The 14797-nt window shown below is 67.6% G+C and carries 11 protein-coding genes; 6 read left to right on the plus strand and 5 right to left on the minus strand.

The annotated features are described in order from the left end of the window. Positions 1–28: 28 nt before the first annotated feature. Together betT and JLDANKMP_RS13565 are read right to left on the minus strand one after the other, a co-directional pair. Positions 29–2008 (minus strand): choline BCCT transporter BetT, encoded by a 1980-nt coding sequence (gene betT / locus JLDANKMP_RS13560; protein ID WP_212561396.1) that lies wholly within the window; start codon positions 2006–2008, stop codon positions 29–31. A 195-nt stretch (positions 2009–2203) separates the two neighbouring features. Further along, positions 2204–2593, minus strand: a complete 390-nt coding sequence (locus tag JLDANKMP_RS13565; RefSeq protein ID WP_212561397.1) for a VOC family protein — start codon at positions 2591–2593, stop codon at positions 2204–2206. Between the two features lie 150 nt (positions 2594–2743). Between JLDANKMP_RS13565 and JLDANKMP_RS13570 the strand changes: the two genes are divergently transcribed. The 3 genes from JLDANKMP_RS13570 (at position 2744) to JLDANKMP_RS13580 (ending at position 7221) form a co-directional block, all read left to right on the plus strand. After that, complete coding sequence (locus JLDANKMP_RS13570) at positions 2744–3262, plus strand: sigma-70 family RNA polymerase sigma factor (protein WP_212561398.1); 519 nt, start codon at positions 2744–2746, stop codon at positions 3260–3262. Then, complete coding sequence (locus JLDANKMP_RS13575) at positions 3259–4203, plus strand: FecR domain-containing protein (RefSeq protein WP_212561399.1); 945 nt, start codon at positions 3259–3261, stop codon at positions 4201–4203. Before JLDANKMP_RS13570 ends, JLDANKMP_RS13575 begins: the two co-directional genes overlap by 4 nt. 69 nt (positions 4204–4272) lie before the next feature. Beyond that, positions 4273–7221: a TonB-dependent receptor gene (locus JLDANKMP_RS13580; RefSeq protein ID WP_212561400.1), complete on the plus strand. Its 2949-nt coding sequence runs from the start codon at positions 4273–4275 to the stop codon at positions 7219–7221. Positions 7222–7359: 138 nt separating this feature from the next. On the opposite strand, the gene JLDANKMP_RS13585 is transcribed toward JLDANKMP_RS13580, so the two are convergent. After that, the gene (locus JLDANKMP_RS13585) at positions 7360–7683 is read right to left on the minus strand and encodes an SMR family transporter (protein WP_005409978.1); all 324 of its coding nucleotides are present in this window, start codon (positions 7681–7683) and stop codon (positions 7360–7362) included. Then, positions 7683–8036: an SMR family transporter gene (locus JLDANKMP_RS13590; protein ID WP_212561401.1), complete on the minus strand. Its 354-nt coding sequence runs from the start codon at positions 8034–8036 to the stop codon at positions 7683–7685. Before JLDANKMP_RS13590 ends, JLDANKMP_RS13585 begins: the two co-directional genes overlap by 1 nt. Positions 8037–8196: 160 nt before the next feature. On the opposite strand from JLDANKMP_RS13590, the gene JLDANKMP_RS13595 reads away from it, so the two are divergent. Beyond that, entirely contained in the window at positions 8197–9048 is an 852-nt protein-coding gene (locus JLDANKMP_RS13595; RefSeq protein ID WP_111108725.1) for a LysR family transcriptional regulator, read from the plus strand. 659 nt (positions 9049–9707) lie between these two features. Here the strand turns inward: JLDANKMP_RS13595 and JLDANKMP_RS13600 are convergent. Beyond that, positions 9708–10628 (minus strand): M14 family metallocarboxypeptidase, encoded by a 921-nt coding sequence (locus tag JLDANKMP_RS13600; protein WP_212561402.1) that lies wholly within the window; start codon positions 10626–10628, stop codon positions 9708–9710. Between the two features lie 131 nt (positions 10629–10759). Here JLDANKMP_RS13600 and JLDANKMP_RS13605 point away from each other — a divergent pair, with 131 nt between their 5' ends. Continuing rightward, positions 10760–12841 carry a TonB-dependent siderophore receptor gene (locus tag JLDANKMP_RS13605; RefSeq protein ID WP_212561403.1) on the plus strand — a complete coding sequence of 694 codons (2082 nt, stop codon included), beginning with the start codon at positions 10760–10762 and terminating at the stop codon, positions 12839–12841. Between the two features lie 62 nt (positions 12842–12903). Continuing rightward, positions 12904–14676 carry a chloride channel protein gene (locus tag JLDANKMP_RS13610; RefSeq protein WP_049453441.1) on the plus strand — a complete coding sequence of 591 codons (1773 nt, stop codon included), beginning with the start codon at positions 12904–12906 and terminating at the stop codon, positions 14674–14676. Positions 14677–14797: the final 121 nt, after the last annotated feature.

Consider the following 14797-nt stretch of genomic DNA (forward strand, 5'->3'; position numbering starts at 1 on the left):
TGCGGACCAACGGTCCGCACCCACCGCATCACCGGCTCAGGTGCAGGAACTGCAGGTGCCGTTCGTACTGGCTGATGATGTCGTTGATGATCTGCTTGCGGCTGTAGCCCACCAGGTCGTAGTCCTGGCTGCCTTCGAACAGATGCACTTCAGCGCGGTAGTAGCGCTGGTTGCGCAGCTGCTGGGCGGCGAACGACGGGGTCAGGTAGCCGCTCAGGATCACCCGGTACAGGAAGTCCTGCTGCTCGCCGTGGTTCACCGTCAGCTCCATGTCGCCGGCCTCGAAGCGGGTGGATACATCCCAGCCCTGCCCGCGCAGCTGTTCGGCCACCGCTTCCATCGCCGGCTTCACCGTATCGTCCATGAAGCGGTAGACCTGGTCGCGCACCGGGAAGTGCATGGCCTGGCTCAGGCGCTGACGCCAGCCCTGGTGATGGCGATCGTCGCCGATCAGCGGCGAGGGCCGGTACTGCAGCGCGCGCTTGCGGTGCGACTCGTCACTGAAGGCGCGGGTCAGCCCCCACATCATCAGCAGCAGGATCGCCGAGAACGGCAGCGAGGCCAGCACCACCGCCGATTTCAGCGCATCGATGCTCCCAGCCAGCAGCAGCCCGGCGGTCAGCACTGCGATCACCGTGCCCCAGAACACGCGAAGCCAACGCGGACCATCATCCTCCGGCGCGCCGCCGTGCGAGGACAGCGTGGACAACACCACCGCTCCCGAGTCGGCCGAGGTCACGAAGAAGATGAAGCTGACCAGCACCGTCACTGCGATCACTGTGCGGCTCCACGGGTAGCCATCCAGCAGTGCATACAGCACCGTCGGTGGATCATCCACCGCCAGTTGTGCCAGTTGCTGCTGGCCGTGGTGCAGCACCTGGTCCAGCGCGCTGTTGCCGAAGATCGACAGCCAGGCCAGGGTGAAGCCCAGCGGAATCAGCAGCACGCCGAACACGAATTCGCGGATGGTGCGGCCACGCGAGATGCGCGCGATGAACAGGCCGACGAACGGCGCCCAGCCGATCCACCAGGCCCAGTAGAACACCGTCCAGCCGCCCAGCCATTCCGGTCGGCCGCCATAGGCGTACACATCGAAACTCTTGCCGACCACGCTGCCGAGGTAGTCGCCCAGGTTCTGCATCAGCGTGCTGAGCAGGTACTGGGTGGGGCCGGCGCACAGCATGAACAGCACCAGCGCGATCGCCAGCAGCATGTTGATGTTGGCCATCCAGCGCACGCCCTTCTCCACGCCTGAAACGGCCACGGCCACCGCCGCGCCCATCATGCTGACCACCAGGATGATCTGCACCAGGTTGGAATGCGGGATGTTGAACAGGTGCGCAAGACCGGCATTCAGGTGCAGCACCCCGAAGCCCATGTCGGCACCAATGCCGAACACGGTGGCGACGATGCCCAGCGCGTCTACGGTGTAGCCGATCGGCCCGTTGATACGCTTGCCGATCAGCGGGTACAGCGCCGAGCGCAGGGCCAGCGGCAGGTTGTGGCGGTAGGCGAAGTAGGCCATCGCCATCGCCGCCAGCGCGAACACACCCCAGCCGTGCAGGCCCCAGTGCAGGAACAGCAGCTGCATGGCCTGGCGCGCGCCGGCCTCGCCCGCGGCCGGATCGCCCTGCGGCGGCTGCAGGTAGTGGGTCAGCGGTTCGGAAACGCAGAAGAAGAACAGGGTGATGCTGATGCCGGCAGCGAACAGCATGCCGGCCCAGGAAAGGTAGCTGAACTCCGGCTCGTCATGGTCGGCGCCGAGCTTGATGCCACCGTACTTGGACAGCGCCACGCCGACCACGAACACCAGGTAGAGGGTCATCGCCAGCAGGTAATACCAGCCGACATTGAGTGCGGCCCAGTCCTGTGCCTTCAGCAGAAGGCGGCCCGCACCAAGCGGGAACAGGCTGACGAACAGCGCGAACGCCACGACAACGATCGCCGCGAAGGCGAACACAGGCCGAAGGGTGCGCACCGGGGATTGTTGCGGCTCCAGTACATCCATGGGGCGGCGTTCTCCGGTAGATCAAAGGGTTAGCCGGTCGATTCTGGCTGAACCGCAGTGGACAGAGCATGAAGTTGCGGCCTGTGGTCACAGGCCCGGCCCGCCATTCCGTGTTATCACGCGCGCGCCGAAGCGTACCTGCGAGCGCAGCCGCGCGCGGACCGCGTGCATCGCGGCCACGCGCGTACTGTCCAATCACGACATCACATGCACCACATGCACCGCGCACAGCTTGTTGCCGTCCGGGTCGCGCAGGTAGGCCAGGAACAGCTGGCGCCCGGCCATGCTGCGGATGCCAGCCGGGTCTTCGATGGCCGTACCGCCATGGGCCACGCCAGCATCCTGCCAACCGCGCACGGCCTTGGCACTGTCGAGGGTGAAACCAATGGTGCCGCCGTTGGCATGGCATGCAGGCTGCCCATCGATGGGCGCGGTGACGCCGAACATCCGCCCATCCTTGAAGTACAGCAGCCGACCCTTTTCGTCGAACACACCCGGACGTGCCCCCATCGCGGCGAACAGGGCATCGTAGAAGCGGCGCGCGGCATCCATGTCGTTCGTTCCTACGGTGATGTGGCTGAACATGCGGGCACTCCTTGTGGAAAGCCGCAGTGTCGGCGAGCACGCCGGGCATCGCAAATCCGGCGATCTCTCCTGCTGCGGCATGCGCAGGATTTGTCGTGCGCCGCCCGATCACCCTAGAATGGGAATCATTCTCATTAATGACCCGTGCCGATGGCCGTGCCCGCCGCCTCCAGCACCGCGCTGGCGGGGTTCTACCGCGAACACCATGGCTGGCTGCTGGGCTGGCTGCGCCGCCGCACCCACAACGCCGACTGCGCCGCCGATCTGACCCAGGACACCTTCCTGCGCCTGCTCAGCCGGCGCGTCGATCCGTCCGAACTGCGCCTGCCGCGCGCCTATCTCAGCACCATCGCGCAAGCGCTGCTGGTCAATCACTGGCAGCGCGCGGACCTGGAGCGCGCCTATCTGACCGCGCTGGCCGCACAACCGGAGCCGGTGCATCCCTCTGCGGAGGAGCGCACGCAGGCGCTGCAGCTCCTGCATGCCATCGCTGACATGCTGTCCTGCCTGGCCGAGCGGCCACGGCGTGCCTTCCTGCTGGCCCGGCTGTCCGGACTGGGCTATGCGGAGATCGGCCGACAGCTGGGCGTGTCCGAGCGCATGGTCAAGAAGTACATGGCGCAGGCGATGCTGCATTGCCTGCGCCTGTCCGGCGACGCGGCGGCATGAGCGCGGCAGTGGCCGGCCCGGCGCTGGAGCAGGCGGCAGAGTGGTTCGCGCTGCGCCAACAGGGCTGGAGCGACGACGACCAGCAACACTGGCGTGCGTGGCTGCAGGCCGACGCCGGTCACGCCGACGCCTGGCGCCGGGTCGAGGCGGTCTGGCAGTCGTTCGCCCCGCTGTCGGCACCGGCGGCAGCAACGGCGCTCGATGCCGCCGGCCATCGCCGCCGCCGCGCGCTTCGCAGTCTCGGTGGCGCCCTCGGCATCGGTGCGGTCTCGCTTCTCGGCCTGCACGCGCTGCAGGCGCAGCGCCACCTGCAGACGCAACGCACCGCTGCCGGGCGCACCGGTCATTGGACGCTGGCCGATGGCAGCCAGTTGTGGCTCAACGCCGGCAGCGAAGTGACCGTCGACATCGGCAACGGCAACCGCGCCCTGCATCTGCTGCGCGGCGAACTGCTGCTGCAGACCGGCCACCACCCCGCATTCGTCGGCCTGCCCCTGAGCGTGCATGTACCCGGCGCGCGCCTGCAGCCGATCGGCACCCGCTTCGCGGTCGGCCGCGAAGCCCAGCACAGCCGGTTGGACGTGTTCGAAGGCGTGGTGCGGTGCCTGCCGATGTTCGGCGCGGCGCTGGATGTGCCTGCGGGAAGTGCGCTGCAGATCGGACCGATGGGGGGACTCACAACGGTCGCTGCCGATCCTCTGCGCGGCGACTGGCAGGACGGACGCCTGCAGGTGCAGGACACGCAACTGATCCGGGTGATCGACGAACTGGCCCGTCACCATCGGGGCTATCTGGGCTGTGATCCGGCACTGTCCGCATTGAATGTCACCGCGGTATTGCCGCGCCTGGACAGCCTGCAGGCCCTGAAACTGCTGGCGCGCGCCCTGCCGATCCGCATCGAGCAGCGCTGGCCATGGTGGACCGTTGTGCGTCCGCGTTGAAATCGCGGTTCCCTTTCTGCGCGCTCGGCGGGCACTACAAGGGAGCCCATTGCGGATGTCGCCGCCCCCATGAAACTACCCTGCCCTTCCCCTCGCCCGCTTGCCATCGCGCTGTGCCTGGCCCTGGCCACGCCGTGCCTGTTGCCGGCCGCCGCCCACGCACAGAATGCTGCCTCCGCCGTTCGCTGGCAGATCCCGGCCGGTCCGCTTGACCAGGCCTTGACCGCGTTCGGTCAGCAGTCCGGCCTGTCCATCGCTGCCGATGCGCGCCTGACCCGCGGCCGGCACAGCGGTGGCGTGCAGGCCTCGTTCAACACCGAGGCCGCGCTGGCACAGCTGCTCACCGGCACCGGCCTTTCGTTCCAGCGTGATGCCAGCGGCGTGGTGCTGCAGGCCGCCCCGGCCACCGACGCCGGCGTACGCCAGATCGGCACCCTGCGTGTGACCGGCCAGGCCAGCGAAGGCGCTTCGCCGTGGGGGCTGGCCGATGCCGACGCCGTCTACCGCGACAGCGGCTCGCGCGTGCATCTGGACCACCAACAGCTGGAACGCTTCCGCGGCCAGTCGATCGGCGATGTGCTGGCCGGCGCAGTCGGCGTGCACACCGGAGACGTACGCAATGGCGGCGCGCTGGACGTCAACATCCGTGGCCTGCAGGGCCAGAACCGGGTCCCGGTGATCATTGATGGCGGCCAGCAGGCCATCGACGTGTACCGCGGCTATGTTGGCGTGCAGCAGCGCAGCTATCTCGATCCCGATCTGATCAGTGCGGTCAGCATCGAGAAGGGGCCGAGCCTGGCCGCCAATGCCGCCAGCGCGATCGGTGGCGTGGTCTACATGGAAACGTTGAACGTCGATGACATCCTCGATGACGGCCAGGCCTGGGGACTGCGCGTGCGCGGCGGCGTGGCCGACAACAGCATCGACCGCACCCGCACCTTCAAGCAGATCGCGCGCGGCAGCGACAACCGCAACAGCCTGCGCGACCCGCGCGACTGGAACGGCAGCGTCGCCTTCGCCCAGCGCGGCGAAGACTGGCAGCTTGTCGCAGCCTACGCACGGCGCCGCCAGGGCAACTACTTCGCCGGCAGCAACGGCGCCCACCGCTACGACGACCAGCACCTGTCCAGCGGCGGTACCGGCATGTCCAGCCAGGCCGTTTCCAAGCTGTACCACCCGGGCGATGAAGTCCTGAACACGCACACCGACAACGAATCGGCGTTGCTGAAACTCACCTGGGCACCCAACCCCGACCAGCGCCTGGAGCTGAGCCACCGCTTCTTCAACTCCAGCTTCGGCGAAATCATGCCGTCCGCGATCGGCCGCGTGGGTGAGTCCAACGAATGGGTGACCTACGTGGACAAGGCCAACACCATGTTCCAGTTCGAGCCCGGGAAGATGCGGGTCAACGCCACTTCGCTGCGCCATCGCTACCGCCCCGAGGCGCACCCGTGGCTGGACCTGAGCAGCACGCTGTGGTTCACCACGGCCACCAGCCGCATGTTCAACAGCAATATCGCCAATACGCCGCTGTTCAAGGAAATGGCCTCCGACCAGATGCCCGACACGCTGGGCGAGACCTATGGCCCTGGGCTGCAGTCGGACGTGAAGACCCGGCGTTGGGGCGTGGACAGCAGCAATACCACGCGTTTCAGCAATGATCTGGGCGACTGGACGCTGCGCTATGGCGCGTCCTTCCAGCATGAAGACACCGCACCCAACTCGCCGGTGCTGCCGGTGGACTACAACAACAACCGTTACCTGCGATCGGGCACGCGCCGCGAGGCCAGCGTGGTGGCGTCGTTGCAATGGCAGCCGTGGGACTGGCTGTCGCTGACGGCCGGCGGCCGCTTCATCGACTACCGCACCCGCGACCGCAACCGCGTGGCCTTCGTCAGTGAATCGCGCGACCTGCGCTATACCTTCGCGCGCCTGAGCAAGGGCGGCCAGCTGCTGCCGGGCTGGTACAAGGAGTGGTACCCGGATGCACAGGGCAACTATACGTATGACTCGCTGCGCGCCACGCCCTATGGCGACAGCACGCTGGGCCAGACCTACGACTTCGACGGCTTCATCCGCGATCCGCGGGGTGCCAATGGCTTCTACACCAAGCAGATTCCCACCGCCTGGGGCTACAAGCCGGCGATCCGGCGCTCGGGCCACGGCTTCGCACCCTATGCCGAGGCGCGCTTCAACCTCGACGCAGACACGTTCTTCTACGTGAAGTACGCGCAGGGCTGGAAGATGCCCAGCCTGTTCGAATCGACGCTGGGCAACAGCACCTCGGCGCCGGTGGCCGACCTGAAGCCGGAAAAGAACCGCTCCTGGGATATCGGCTTCAGCCTGCTGAAGCAGGACCTGTGGCGCGACGGTGACCGGCTGGCGTTCAAGGTGGCCTGGTTCAAGAACGATATCGACAACGCCATCACCCGCCGCTTCGATTCCAGCAACTGGGCCTTCTACGTCGACAATGTCGACAACTACACGGTGTCGGGCTACGAGCTGCAGTCCGGTTATGACGCCGGCATTGCCTACCTGGACCTGTCGGCCAGCTATTACCAGCGCGCGCGCACCTGCGATGCGGCCACCGCCAAACGCCTGCGCGAAGACCCGTATGCGAAATGGAGCAAGCTGGACACCACGCCGGACTGCGTGGACGGCGGCTTCGGCACCTCGTTCGTCAACGCGCAGAACCCGCCGAAGTACTCGATCCACAGCACGCTGGGCGTCCGCCTGTTCGACAAGCGATTGGATACCGGCATCCGCCGCACCTACAACAGCGGCCCCACCCATGAACTGGACAAGCCCTGGAACACCACCGGCTCGACCGGCCTGCAGAACATCTACCTGCCGACCGCGATCTATGACTTCTATGCGCGCTGGCAGTTCACCCCGAAGGCCGAAGTTGAACTGGTGGTCAGCAACCTGCGCAACACCTACTACATGGACACGCTGGCGATGAGCCTGATGCCCGGCCCGGGCCGCACCACGCGGCTGAACTTCACCGCACGGTTCTAACTGCTAGAAACAGCTACGCCCCGGAGAGATCCTTCGGGGCGCTTGCCTGCGGCGGCTCACGCTCTGGCAGGTGCCAACCTGGGTTGGCACAGCGCTTCCGCACCGGTAGATGCCCGCCTTGGTTGGCACGGCGACGCGTTACTTCGCGGTACTCAGCAGCAGTACCGCGACGGTCACCAATGCGATGCCGACCCAACCGATCGGACGCAGGCGATTGCCGAACAGCAGGCGGCCGCAGGTGGCGGTACCGATCACGCCGATCGCCCCCCACATTGCATAGGCGGTGGCCAGGTCCATGTAGCGCACAGCCTGGCCCAGCAGGGCAAAGGCAATCCAGACCATGACGATCGCTCCAACGCCCCAGCGCCAGCGGCGGAAGCCCTCCGACTTGGCCACCATCATGTTGGCGGCGACGTCGATCAGCGCCGAACAGATCACGAAAAACAGGGCCAGGGTGTTCATCAGTGTGCCTCCCCGAGAGTGACGCAGACGATGCCGACCACCGCCAGCACCAGGCCGGCCAGCTGCTGCAGCGACAGGCTTTCACCGAAGACGGCGAGGCCGACCACGGTCAGCAGGGTCAGGCCCAGGCCTTCCCATACCGCGTAGGCCACGCCCACCGCGATGCGGCGCACCGACTGCGCCAGGAAGAAGTAGGACAGCGCCAGCGCGCCGGCCATGACCAGATAGCCGGTCCAGCCGCCATCGCGGGCGGCGTGGGCCATGAACGAGGTGCCGACCACTTCGGCGACGATCGCCACGGTCAGGCAGGCCCAGGCGACCAGCGCGCCACGGGCGGGAACAGTACGGGACATGTGAAGCTCCTTGCAGGGCGGGGACCACGCCGCCTCATCAATGGATCCACGCCGAGCGTGGAGGGTCCGGAACGCCCCGCAGACAGGGGCGACGGCGGCCAGTATCATCGCCTTTTACGGTGGAATCAAAATGGATTCCATCGACAGGAGCGATGTATCAATGCCCTACTCCCCCGAATCCCTGCAGGCCTTCGTGGAAGCTGCGGCGCTGGGCTCGTTCTCGGCTGCGGCGCGACGCCTGCGCAAGACCCAGTCGACAGTCAGTACCGCCATTGCCCACCTGGAAACCGACCTGGGCGTGAGTCTGTTCGATCGCAGCGGGCGCTACCCGCAGCTGACCGAGGCCGGGCGACAGGTACTTGGCCACGCGCAGGAGATCCTGGCCGCCGATGCGCGCCTCCAGCAGTTGAGCGTGCGCCTGGCTGCACCGGTCGAAGCGCGACTGACCGTGGTGTTCTCCGATGTCTACCAGCTTGATCCCGAACAGCGGATCCTGCAGCGCTTCTCCGAGGCCTTCCCGGAGATCGAACTGGAATGGCTGGATGCGGAGGGCGAGGACGTGCTGGAACTGGTGAGCAACGGACGCGCCGCGCTCGGTCTGCTGCCACGGCAGGAACACTATCCAGATGGCCTGATGGCCCGGCCGCTGGCCCACCACAGCGAACTGTCGGTGTACGTGGCGCGCGAGCATCCGCTGGCCAGTGCCGGGCGTCGCGCCGCCGCTCAGCTGGCGCGGCATCGGCAGGTGCGCCTGAGCGCGGAAGTCGATCAATCGCGCGTGGTCACCGGCCTGGCCTGGACCGCCACCGACTACCTGATGGTGATGGAGATGGCCGAGGACGGCATTGGCTGGGCCGAGCTGCCCCGCGCGCTGGTGCAACGCTACGACCGCGGGCAACTGGTGGAACTGACCCTACCCGGGTGGCCGCGGCGCATCCACAGCGACCTGCTGTGGCGCCGCGACACGCCTCCCGGACCGGCCGCACTGTGGTGGGCCGACGCGCTTGGATGAGGTAGTGCCGGCCGCTGGCCGGCAATTCCAGTGTCCCGTGGTTGCCGGCCAGCGGCCGGCACTACCGATCAACGATGGGCGAGCGCGTAGTCCAGCGCCGAGCACGCCGCCGCCGCCTGCGCGTCGTTGCACTGCTGTGGCGCCGCGACACGCCTCCCGGACCGGCCGCACTGTGGTGGGCCGACGCGCTTGGATGAGGTAGTGCCGGCCGCTGGCCGGCAATTCCAGTGTCCCGTGGTTGCCGGCCAGCGGCCGGCACTACCGATCAACGATGGGCGAGCGCGTAGTCCAGCGCCGAGCACACCGCCGCCACCTGCGCGTCGTTGCACTGCTGTGGCGCCGCGACACGCCGCCCGGACCGGCCGCACTGTGGTGGGCCGACGCGCTGGGATGAGGTAGTGCCGGCCACTGGCCGGCAATCCCAGTGTCCCGTGGTTGCCGGCCAGCGGCCGGCACTACCGATCAACCATGGGCGAGCGCGTAATCCAGCGCCCAGCACACTGCCGCCACCTGCGCGTCGTTGCACTGCTGTGGCGTTGCGACATGCCGCCGGGACCGGCCGCACTGTGGCGGGCCGACGCACTGGGATGAGGTAGTGCCGACCGCTGGCCGGCAATCCCAGTGTCCCGTGGTTGCCGACCAGCGGCCGGCACTACCGATCAATGATGGGCGAGCGCGTAATCCAGCGCCGAGCACACCGCCGCCACCTGCGCGTCGTTGCACTGCTGCGGGGTCGCCCGCGGGCTGTCCGGGTAGACCTCGGTGGTGGTGGTGTACTTGGCGCCGGTAATGCCGGCGCACAGGCCCAGCTTCACCAGCGGGTACTCGATCACGCCATGGGCCACCACCGGCGAACCGATGATCTCGCCCTTGTCGTCGGCCGGCGCGATGTGGGTGACCTTCTCCACCGCGGCGATGACCGCCTGCTGGAAGGCCGGTTGTGGGTTCTCGCTGTCGTCCACCAGGTAGAACCCATCGGGAATCAGGCCCGGCTCGAACGGCTTGCCGTCACGCGCGGCCAGCGCCGGGCGGAACTCGCTCTCGTCGCTGTCTGTGGTTTCGTGCAGGTCGATGTGCAGCACGAACTGGCCCTTGTACGGCGCGATCAGTTCGATGACGGCGGTCGATTCGCGGGCCGGGCCGTCGGCCCGGAAGTTGCGGTTCGGGTCGATCGCATCGAAGTTCCAGCGGTTGATGCGCTCGAAGCCCCACGGATTCACGCACGGCGTCACCAGCAGGTTGGCCTTGCCGACATAGTCGGCGGCGTGCTTTTCGAGGAACTCCAGCGCGCCCATCACGCCGCTGGTCTCATAGCCGTGCACGCCACCGGTGACCAGGGCAGCCGGCAGCGCCGGGTTCCAGTCGCGGCTGCGCAGGGCGAACAAGGTGTAGGTCTCGCCCGCGTAGTCGAGCTGGCCGTAGGCCACCTTGTCAAAGCGCGAAGCCAACGCCTCGATGCGCGGCAGCACCTCTTCGTCATAGCGACGCAGGCGCTGCTGGCGGCCACGCCACGCCTCCCGCTCCGCCGCTCCCCACGGCTGGCCAGGGGTTCCGACGGGGTAGAAAGCAGCTTGGGACATGGCGGATCTCAGCGGGTCAGGAAGCAATCGCCCACTCTACCACCGGGGCATCGGCATGAACCGGAGGCGCATTCCAATAGCGAATGGAATCAGCAATAATTCTCATTTACGACCTTCCACAACCCGCACCGATGCCCATCCACGCCCTGCAACCGGCCCGCCTGCCCCTGGCTGCCGCCCTCGCCCTGTGCCTGCTCCCGGCCACCCGTGCCTTCGCCCAGGACGGCGCCACCACGCTGGACAGCATCCAGGTTTCCGGCAGCTGGCTGGGCACCGGCCTGCATGACAGCGTCAAGAGCTTCGCCGGCGCGCGCACGGTGGTCGACCGCCAGCGCATCGAGGCCAGCGGCGCGGCCAGCATCGGCGATGCCATGCGCCGCATCCCCGGCGTGCAGGTCACCGACAACTCCGGCACGGCCGGCAGCTCGGTCTCGCTGAACATCGGCGTGCGCGGCCTGACCGGGCGCTACTCGCCACGCTCGACCGTACTGCTGGACGGCGTGCCGCTGGCGGTGGCGCCGTATGGCCAGCCACAGCTGTCGTTCGCACCGACCAGCCTGTCCAACATCGAATCGATCGACGTGGTGCGCGGCGGCGGCGCGGTGCGCTACGGCCCACAGAACGTGGGCGGCATCATCAACTTCAGCACCCGCGCCATTCCGACCGGCGCGGGCCTGCACGGCGAAGCGGGTGTGCGCTACAGCGCCTACGACCATGGCGGCGGTGACAGCACCCAGTACAACGCCTTCCTCGGCGGCACCGGCGGCAACGGTCTGGGCGCGGCGCTGCTCTACTCGGGCCAGGACGGGCGCGGCTGGCGCCAGGGCAGCGATGACCGCTTCAACGACCTCGCGCTGAAGTTCGCCTATGCCATCGACGAACAGCAGGAACTGCGCGCCAAACTGTCCTACTACGATGTGCGTTCGCTGACCCCGGGCGGCCTGACCCGCGCCCAGTACCAGGCCGATCCGTTCCAGAACACCCGCCCCACCGATTTCTGGAAGGGCCACCGCACCGGCATCGACCTGGGCTACACCAATACGCTGTCGGCCAACAGCGAGTTCGAGGTGCTGGCCTATTACAACGAAAGCAGCCGCGCCAGCTCGCTGATCAACGCCGCCAACACCCAGCTGACCGTGCAGCCGCGTGACTACCGCGTGCTCGGCATCGAGCCGCGCTACACCCAGCGCCTGCACTGGGGCGCCAGCGTGCACGACATCACCGCCGGCTACCGCTTCCTGCGCGAACGCGGCAACGACCGCAGCTACACCGTCACCCGCCGCACCGGCGTGGCCAGCGCCACCAACCGCTTCGACAACGCCACCGACGCCCACGCGTTCTACATCGACGACCGCATTGCGATCGGCCAGTGGCGGATCACCCCGGGCGTGCGCATGGAATGGATCGACATGGACCGCCGCCAGGCCGGTGGCACGACGACCTTCAGCAGCCGCAACGACAAGGCCCTGCCTTCGCTCAACATCGCCTACCTGCTGACCCCGCAGCTGACCGTGTTCGGCAACTACACCACCTCGTTCGGGCCGGTGCAGAACATCCAGCTGAATTCGCAGACCGCCAGCAATCCGCTGAACCCGGAAGTTGCAAAGACCACCGAACTCGGTGCGCGCTGGCAGGACGGTGCACTGCGCGCGGAAGTAACCGTGTTCAAGATGCGCTTCGACAACCAGATCCTGCAGGTGCCGGGGATCACTCCGCCGACTTTCCAGAACATCGGCGCCACCGATCACAAGGGTGTGGAGAGCGCACTGGAATACCGCTTCGCCGAGGACAGCGCGCTGGCCGGGCTGGAGCTGTACGCCAACTACACCTGGACCAAGGCGATCCAGCAGTCCGGCGACAACCGTGGCCTGGACGTGCCCTTCTACGCGCGCGACACCGACAGCGTCGGCGCCCGCTACGCACTGGCCGGCTGGACCTTCAATGTCTCCAGCACCCACCAGAGCGGCCAGTACGCCGACGCCGCCAACACCTGGGCCGAGAGCGCCGATGCGCGCGTGGGCCGCGTGCCGGGTGTTCGCCTGTGGAACGCGCAGGTGGCCTGGCAGGTGCCGGGACTGGGTGACAGCGAGATCGCACTGGGCGTGAACAACCTGGCCGACAAGCGCTGGTACACCCGCAACGTCGATGGCAACGCCGGCCGCATGGTGGCCGCGCCGCGTACCTTCTACGTGCAGGGCCGCTACCGCTTCTGAAGCGGTAATCGCCCGATGCAGTGACGGTGGCGATCACGGTGGCGGCGTATCATGCCGCCACCATGTCACCGTCTGCTTTGCCATCGCGCCTGCATCTGGCCTTCCAGGGCCTGCGCCTGCGACTGCGTGGCAGTGATCTGTGGTTCATCGCACTCGCGCTGCTGGTCGGCCTGATCGCCGGCTACCTGACCCTGCTGCAGTCGGGCATCGCGCGCTGGTTGCAGGGCACGCTGTATGGGCTGGACGAAGGTATGCGCCTGAGCTCCCTGCCCTCGCTGACCTGGACCGCGCTGCTGGTGCTGCCACTGGGCGGGCTGCTGGTCGGCCTGGTCAGCCTTGCGGCGACGCGGCTTAAACGCCCCCTGCTCGATGCGGTGGAAGCCAATGCCCTGCACGGCGGCCGCATGTCGATGCGCGACAACCTGATCGTGCTGACCCAGACCCTGCTGTCCAACGGCTGCGGCGCGTCGGTCGGGCTGGAGGCCTCGTATACGCAGATGGGCGCGGGCAGCGGCTCGCAGCTGGGCCGGGTGATGCGCCTGCGTCGCAACGACGTGCGCATCCTGGTCGGTGCCGGTGCCGCCGGTGCCATCGCCGCCGCCTTCGGTGCGCCCTTGGCTGGTGCGTTCTATGCCTTCGAGATCGTCATCGGCGCCTACACCCCGGCCGCACTGGCACCGGTGGCCGTCGCCGCGCTGGCCGGTGCGTTCGTGGCCGACCAGGCTGGCATCGAGGCCTACCTGCTGCCCGCTGCCTCTACCATCGACGTGCGCGCCGCCGACTACGCCATCTACGGCCTGCTCGGCTGCTGCTGCGCGATGGTCGGCATTGTCATCATGCGCCTGATCGCTTCGATCGAAGGCACGGTCAAGCGCAGTCCATTGCCGCTGTGGGGCCGCCCGGTGGTGGGCGGCCTGCTGCTGATCCCGCTGGCCCTGGCCAGCCCGCAGGTGCTCTCGTCCGGCCATGGCGCGCTGCACCTGGACCTGACTACCCACCTGCCGTTGATCTGGATCGGCGGCCTGCTGACCCTGAAGTGCCTGGCCTCCGGCATCTCTCTCGGGTTTGGTTTCCGTGGCGGCCTGTTCTTCGCCTCGCTGTTCATGGGCACCCTGGTCGGCGCCCTGTTCGCCGGCCTGCTGGCGATGGCCACCGGCGTGCCGGTGGTCGACGCCACGTCCGCCGCGCTGGCCGGCATGGCAGCGTTGGCCGCGGCGGTGGTCGGCGCGCCAATGACCATGGCCATGCTGGTGCTGGAAGGCACCCACGACTTCCTGCTGACCAGCGTGGTGATGAGTGCGGTGCTGGTGTCCAGCACGCTGGTGCGGCAGTGGTTCGGCTACTCGTTCTCGACCTGGCGCATGCACCTGCGGGGCGAGACCATCAAGAGCGCCCGCGACGTCGGCTGGGTGCAGAACCTCAACGCCGGCCGGCTGATGCGCAAGGGCGTGGCTACCGCGCCGGCCGATCTCGATGCCGCCGCGTTCCGCCAGCGCTTCCCGCTGGGCTCGGGCAGCCGGGTGATCCTGATCGACAGCGAAGGCCACTACGCCGGCATCGTGCAGATTCCGCGCGTCTACGGCGACGGCGTGAAGCCGGAAACCACGATTGGCGAGCTGGCCGAGAACCGTGGTGTGTCGCTGTCGCCGGCCGCGGACGTGGTCAGCGTGATGCAGCGCTTCGACCAGACCCAGGCCGACGAACTGGCCGTGGTCGCCGCCGACGGCCAGGTGCTGGGCGTGGTTTCCGAAGCCTTCGTACGCAAGCGCTACGCCGAGGAACTGGACAAGCGCCAGCGCGAACTGATGGGCGAGCGCGTCGAGGACACCGACTGATCCCGCAGAAAGGGGACGGAGGGGATTAGGTCGTTTCTGGCACCTGACTAACCACGCGTGGCGTGGACCGCTGGAAATCCACGCGTGGCGTGGCTCTACTGTCACCTCGACCGGGTAGACT

The organism is Stenotrophomonas sp. PE591, from assembly GCF_018320795.1.
In the GTDB taxonomy this organism is placed as follows: domain Bacteria; phylum Pseudomonadota; class Gammaproteobacteria; order Xanthomonadales; family Xanthomonadaceae; genus Stenotrophomonas; species Stenotrophomonas maltophilia.

Bases quoted from the DNA above. Each gene is read 5' to 3' on its own strand.
- betT (WP_212561396.1), bottom strand. From the start codon at position 2,008: ATGGATGTACTGGAGCCGCAACAATCCCCGGTGCGCACCCTTCGGCCT.
- JLDANKMP_RS13565 (WP_212561397.1), bottom strand. From the start codon at position 2,593: ATGTTCAGCCACATCACCGTAGGAACGAACGACATGGATGCCGCGCGC.
- JLDANKMP_RS13570 (WP_212561398.1), top strand. From the start codon at position 2,744: ATGGCCGTGCCCGCCGCCTCCAGCACCGCGCTGGCGGGGTTCTACCGC.
- JLDANKMP_RS13575 (WP_212561399.1), top strand. From the start codon at position 3,259: ATGAGCGCGGCAGTGGCCGGCCCGGCGCTGGAGCAGGCGGCAGAGTGG.
- JLDANKMP_RS13580 (WP_212561400.1), top strand. From the start codon at position 4,273: ATGAAACTACCCTGCCCTTCCCCTCGCCCGCTTGCCATCGCGCTGTGC.
- JLDANKMP_RS13585 (WP_005409978.1), bottom strand. From the start codon at position 7,683: ATGAACACCCTGGCCCTGTTTTTCGTGATCTGTTCGGCGCTGATCGAC.
- JLDANKMP_RS13590 (WP_212561401.1), bottom strand. From the start codon at position 8,036: ATGTCCCGTACTGTTCCCGCCCGTGGCGCGCTGGTCGCCTGGGCCTGC.
- JLDANKMP_RS13595 (WP_111108725.1), top strand. From the start codon at position 8,197: ATGCCCTACTCCCCCGAATCCCTGCAGGCCTTCGTGGAAGCTGCGGCG.
- JLDANKMP_RS13600 (WP_212561402.1), bottom strand. From the start codon at position 10,628: ATGTCCCAAGCTGCTTTCTACCCCGTCGGAACCCCTGGCCAGCCGTGG.
- JLDANKMP_RS13605 (WP_212561403.1), top strand. From the start codon at position 10,760: ATGCCCATCCACGCCCTGCAACCGGCCCGCCTGCCCCTGGCTGCCGCC.
- JLDANKMP_RS13610 (WP_049453441.1), top strand. From the start codon at position 12,904: ATGTCACCGTCTGCTTTGCCATCGCGCCTGCATCTGGCCTTCCAGGGC.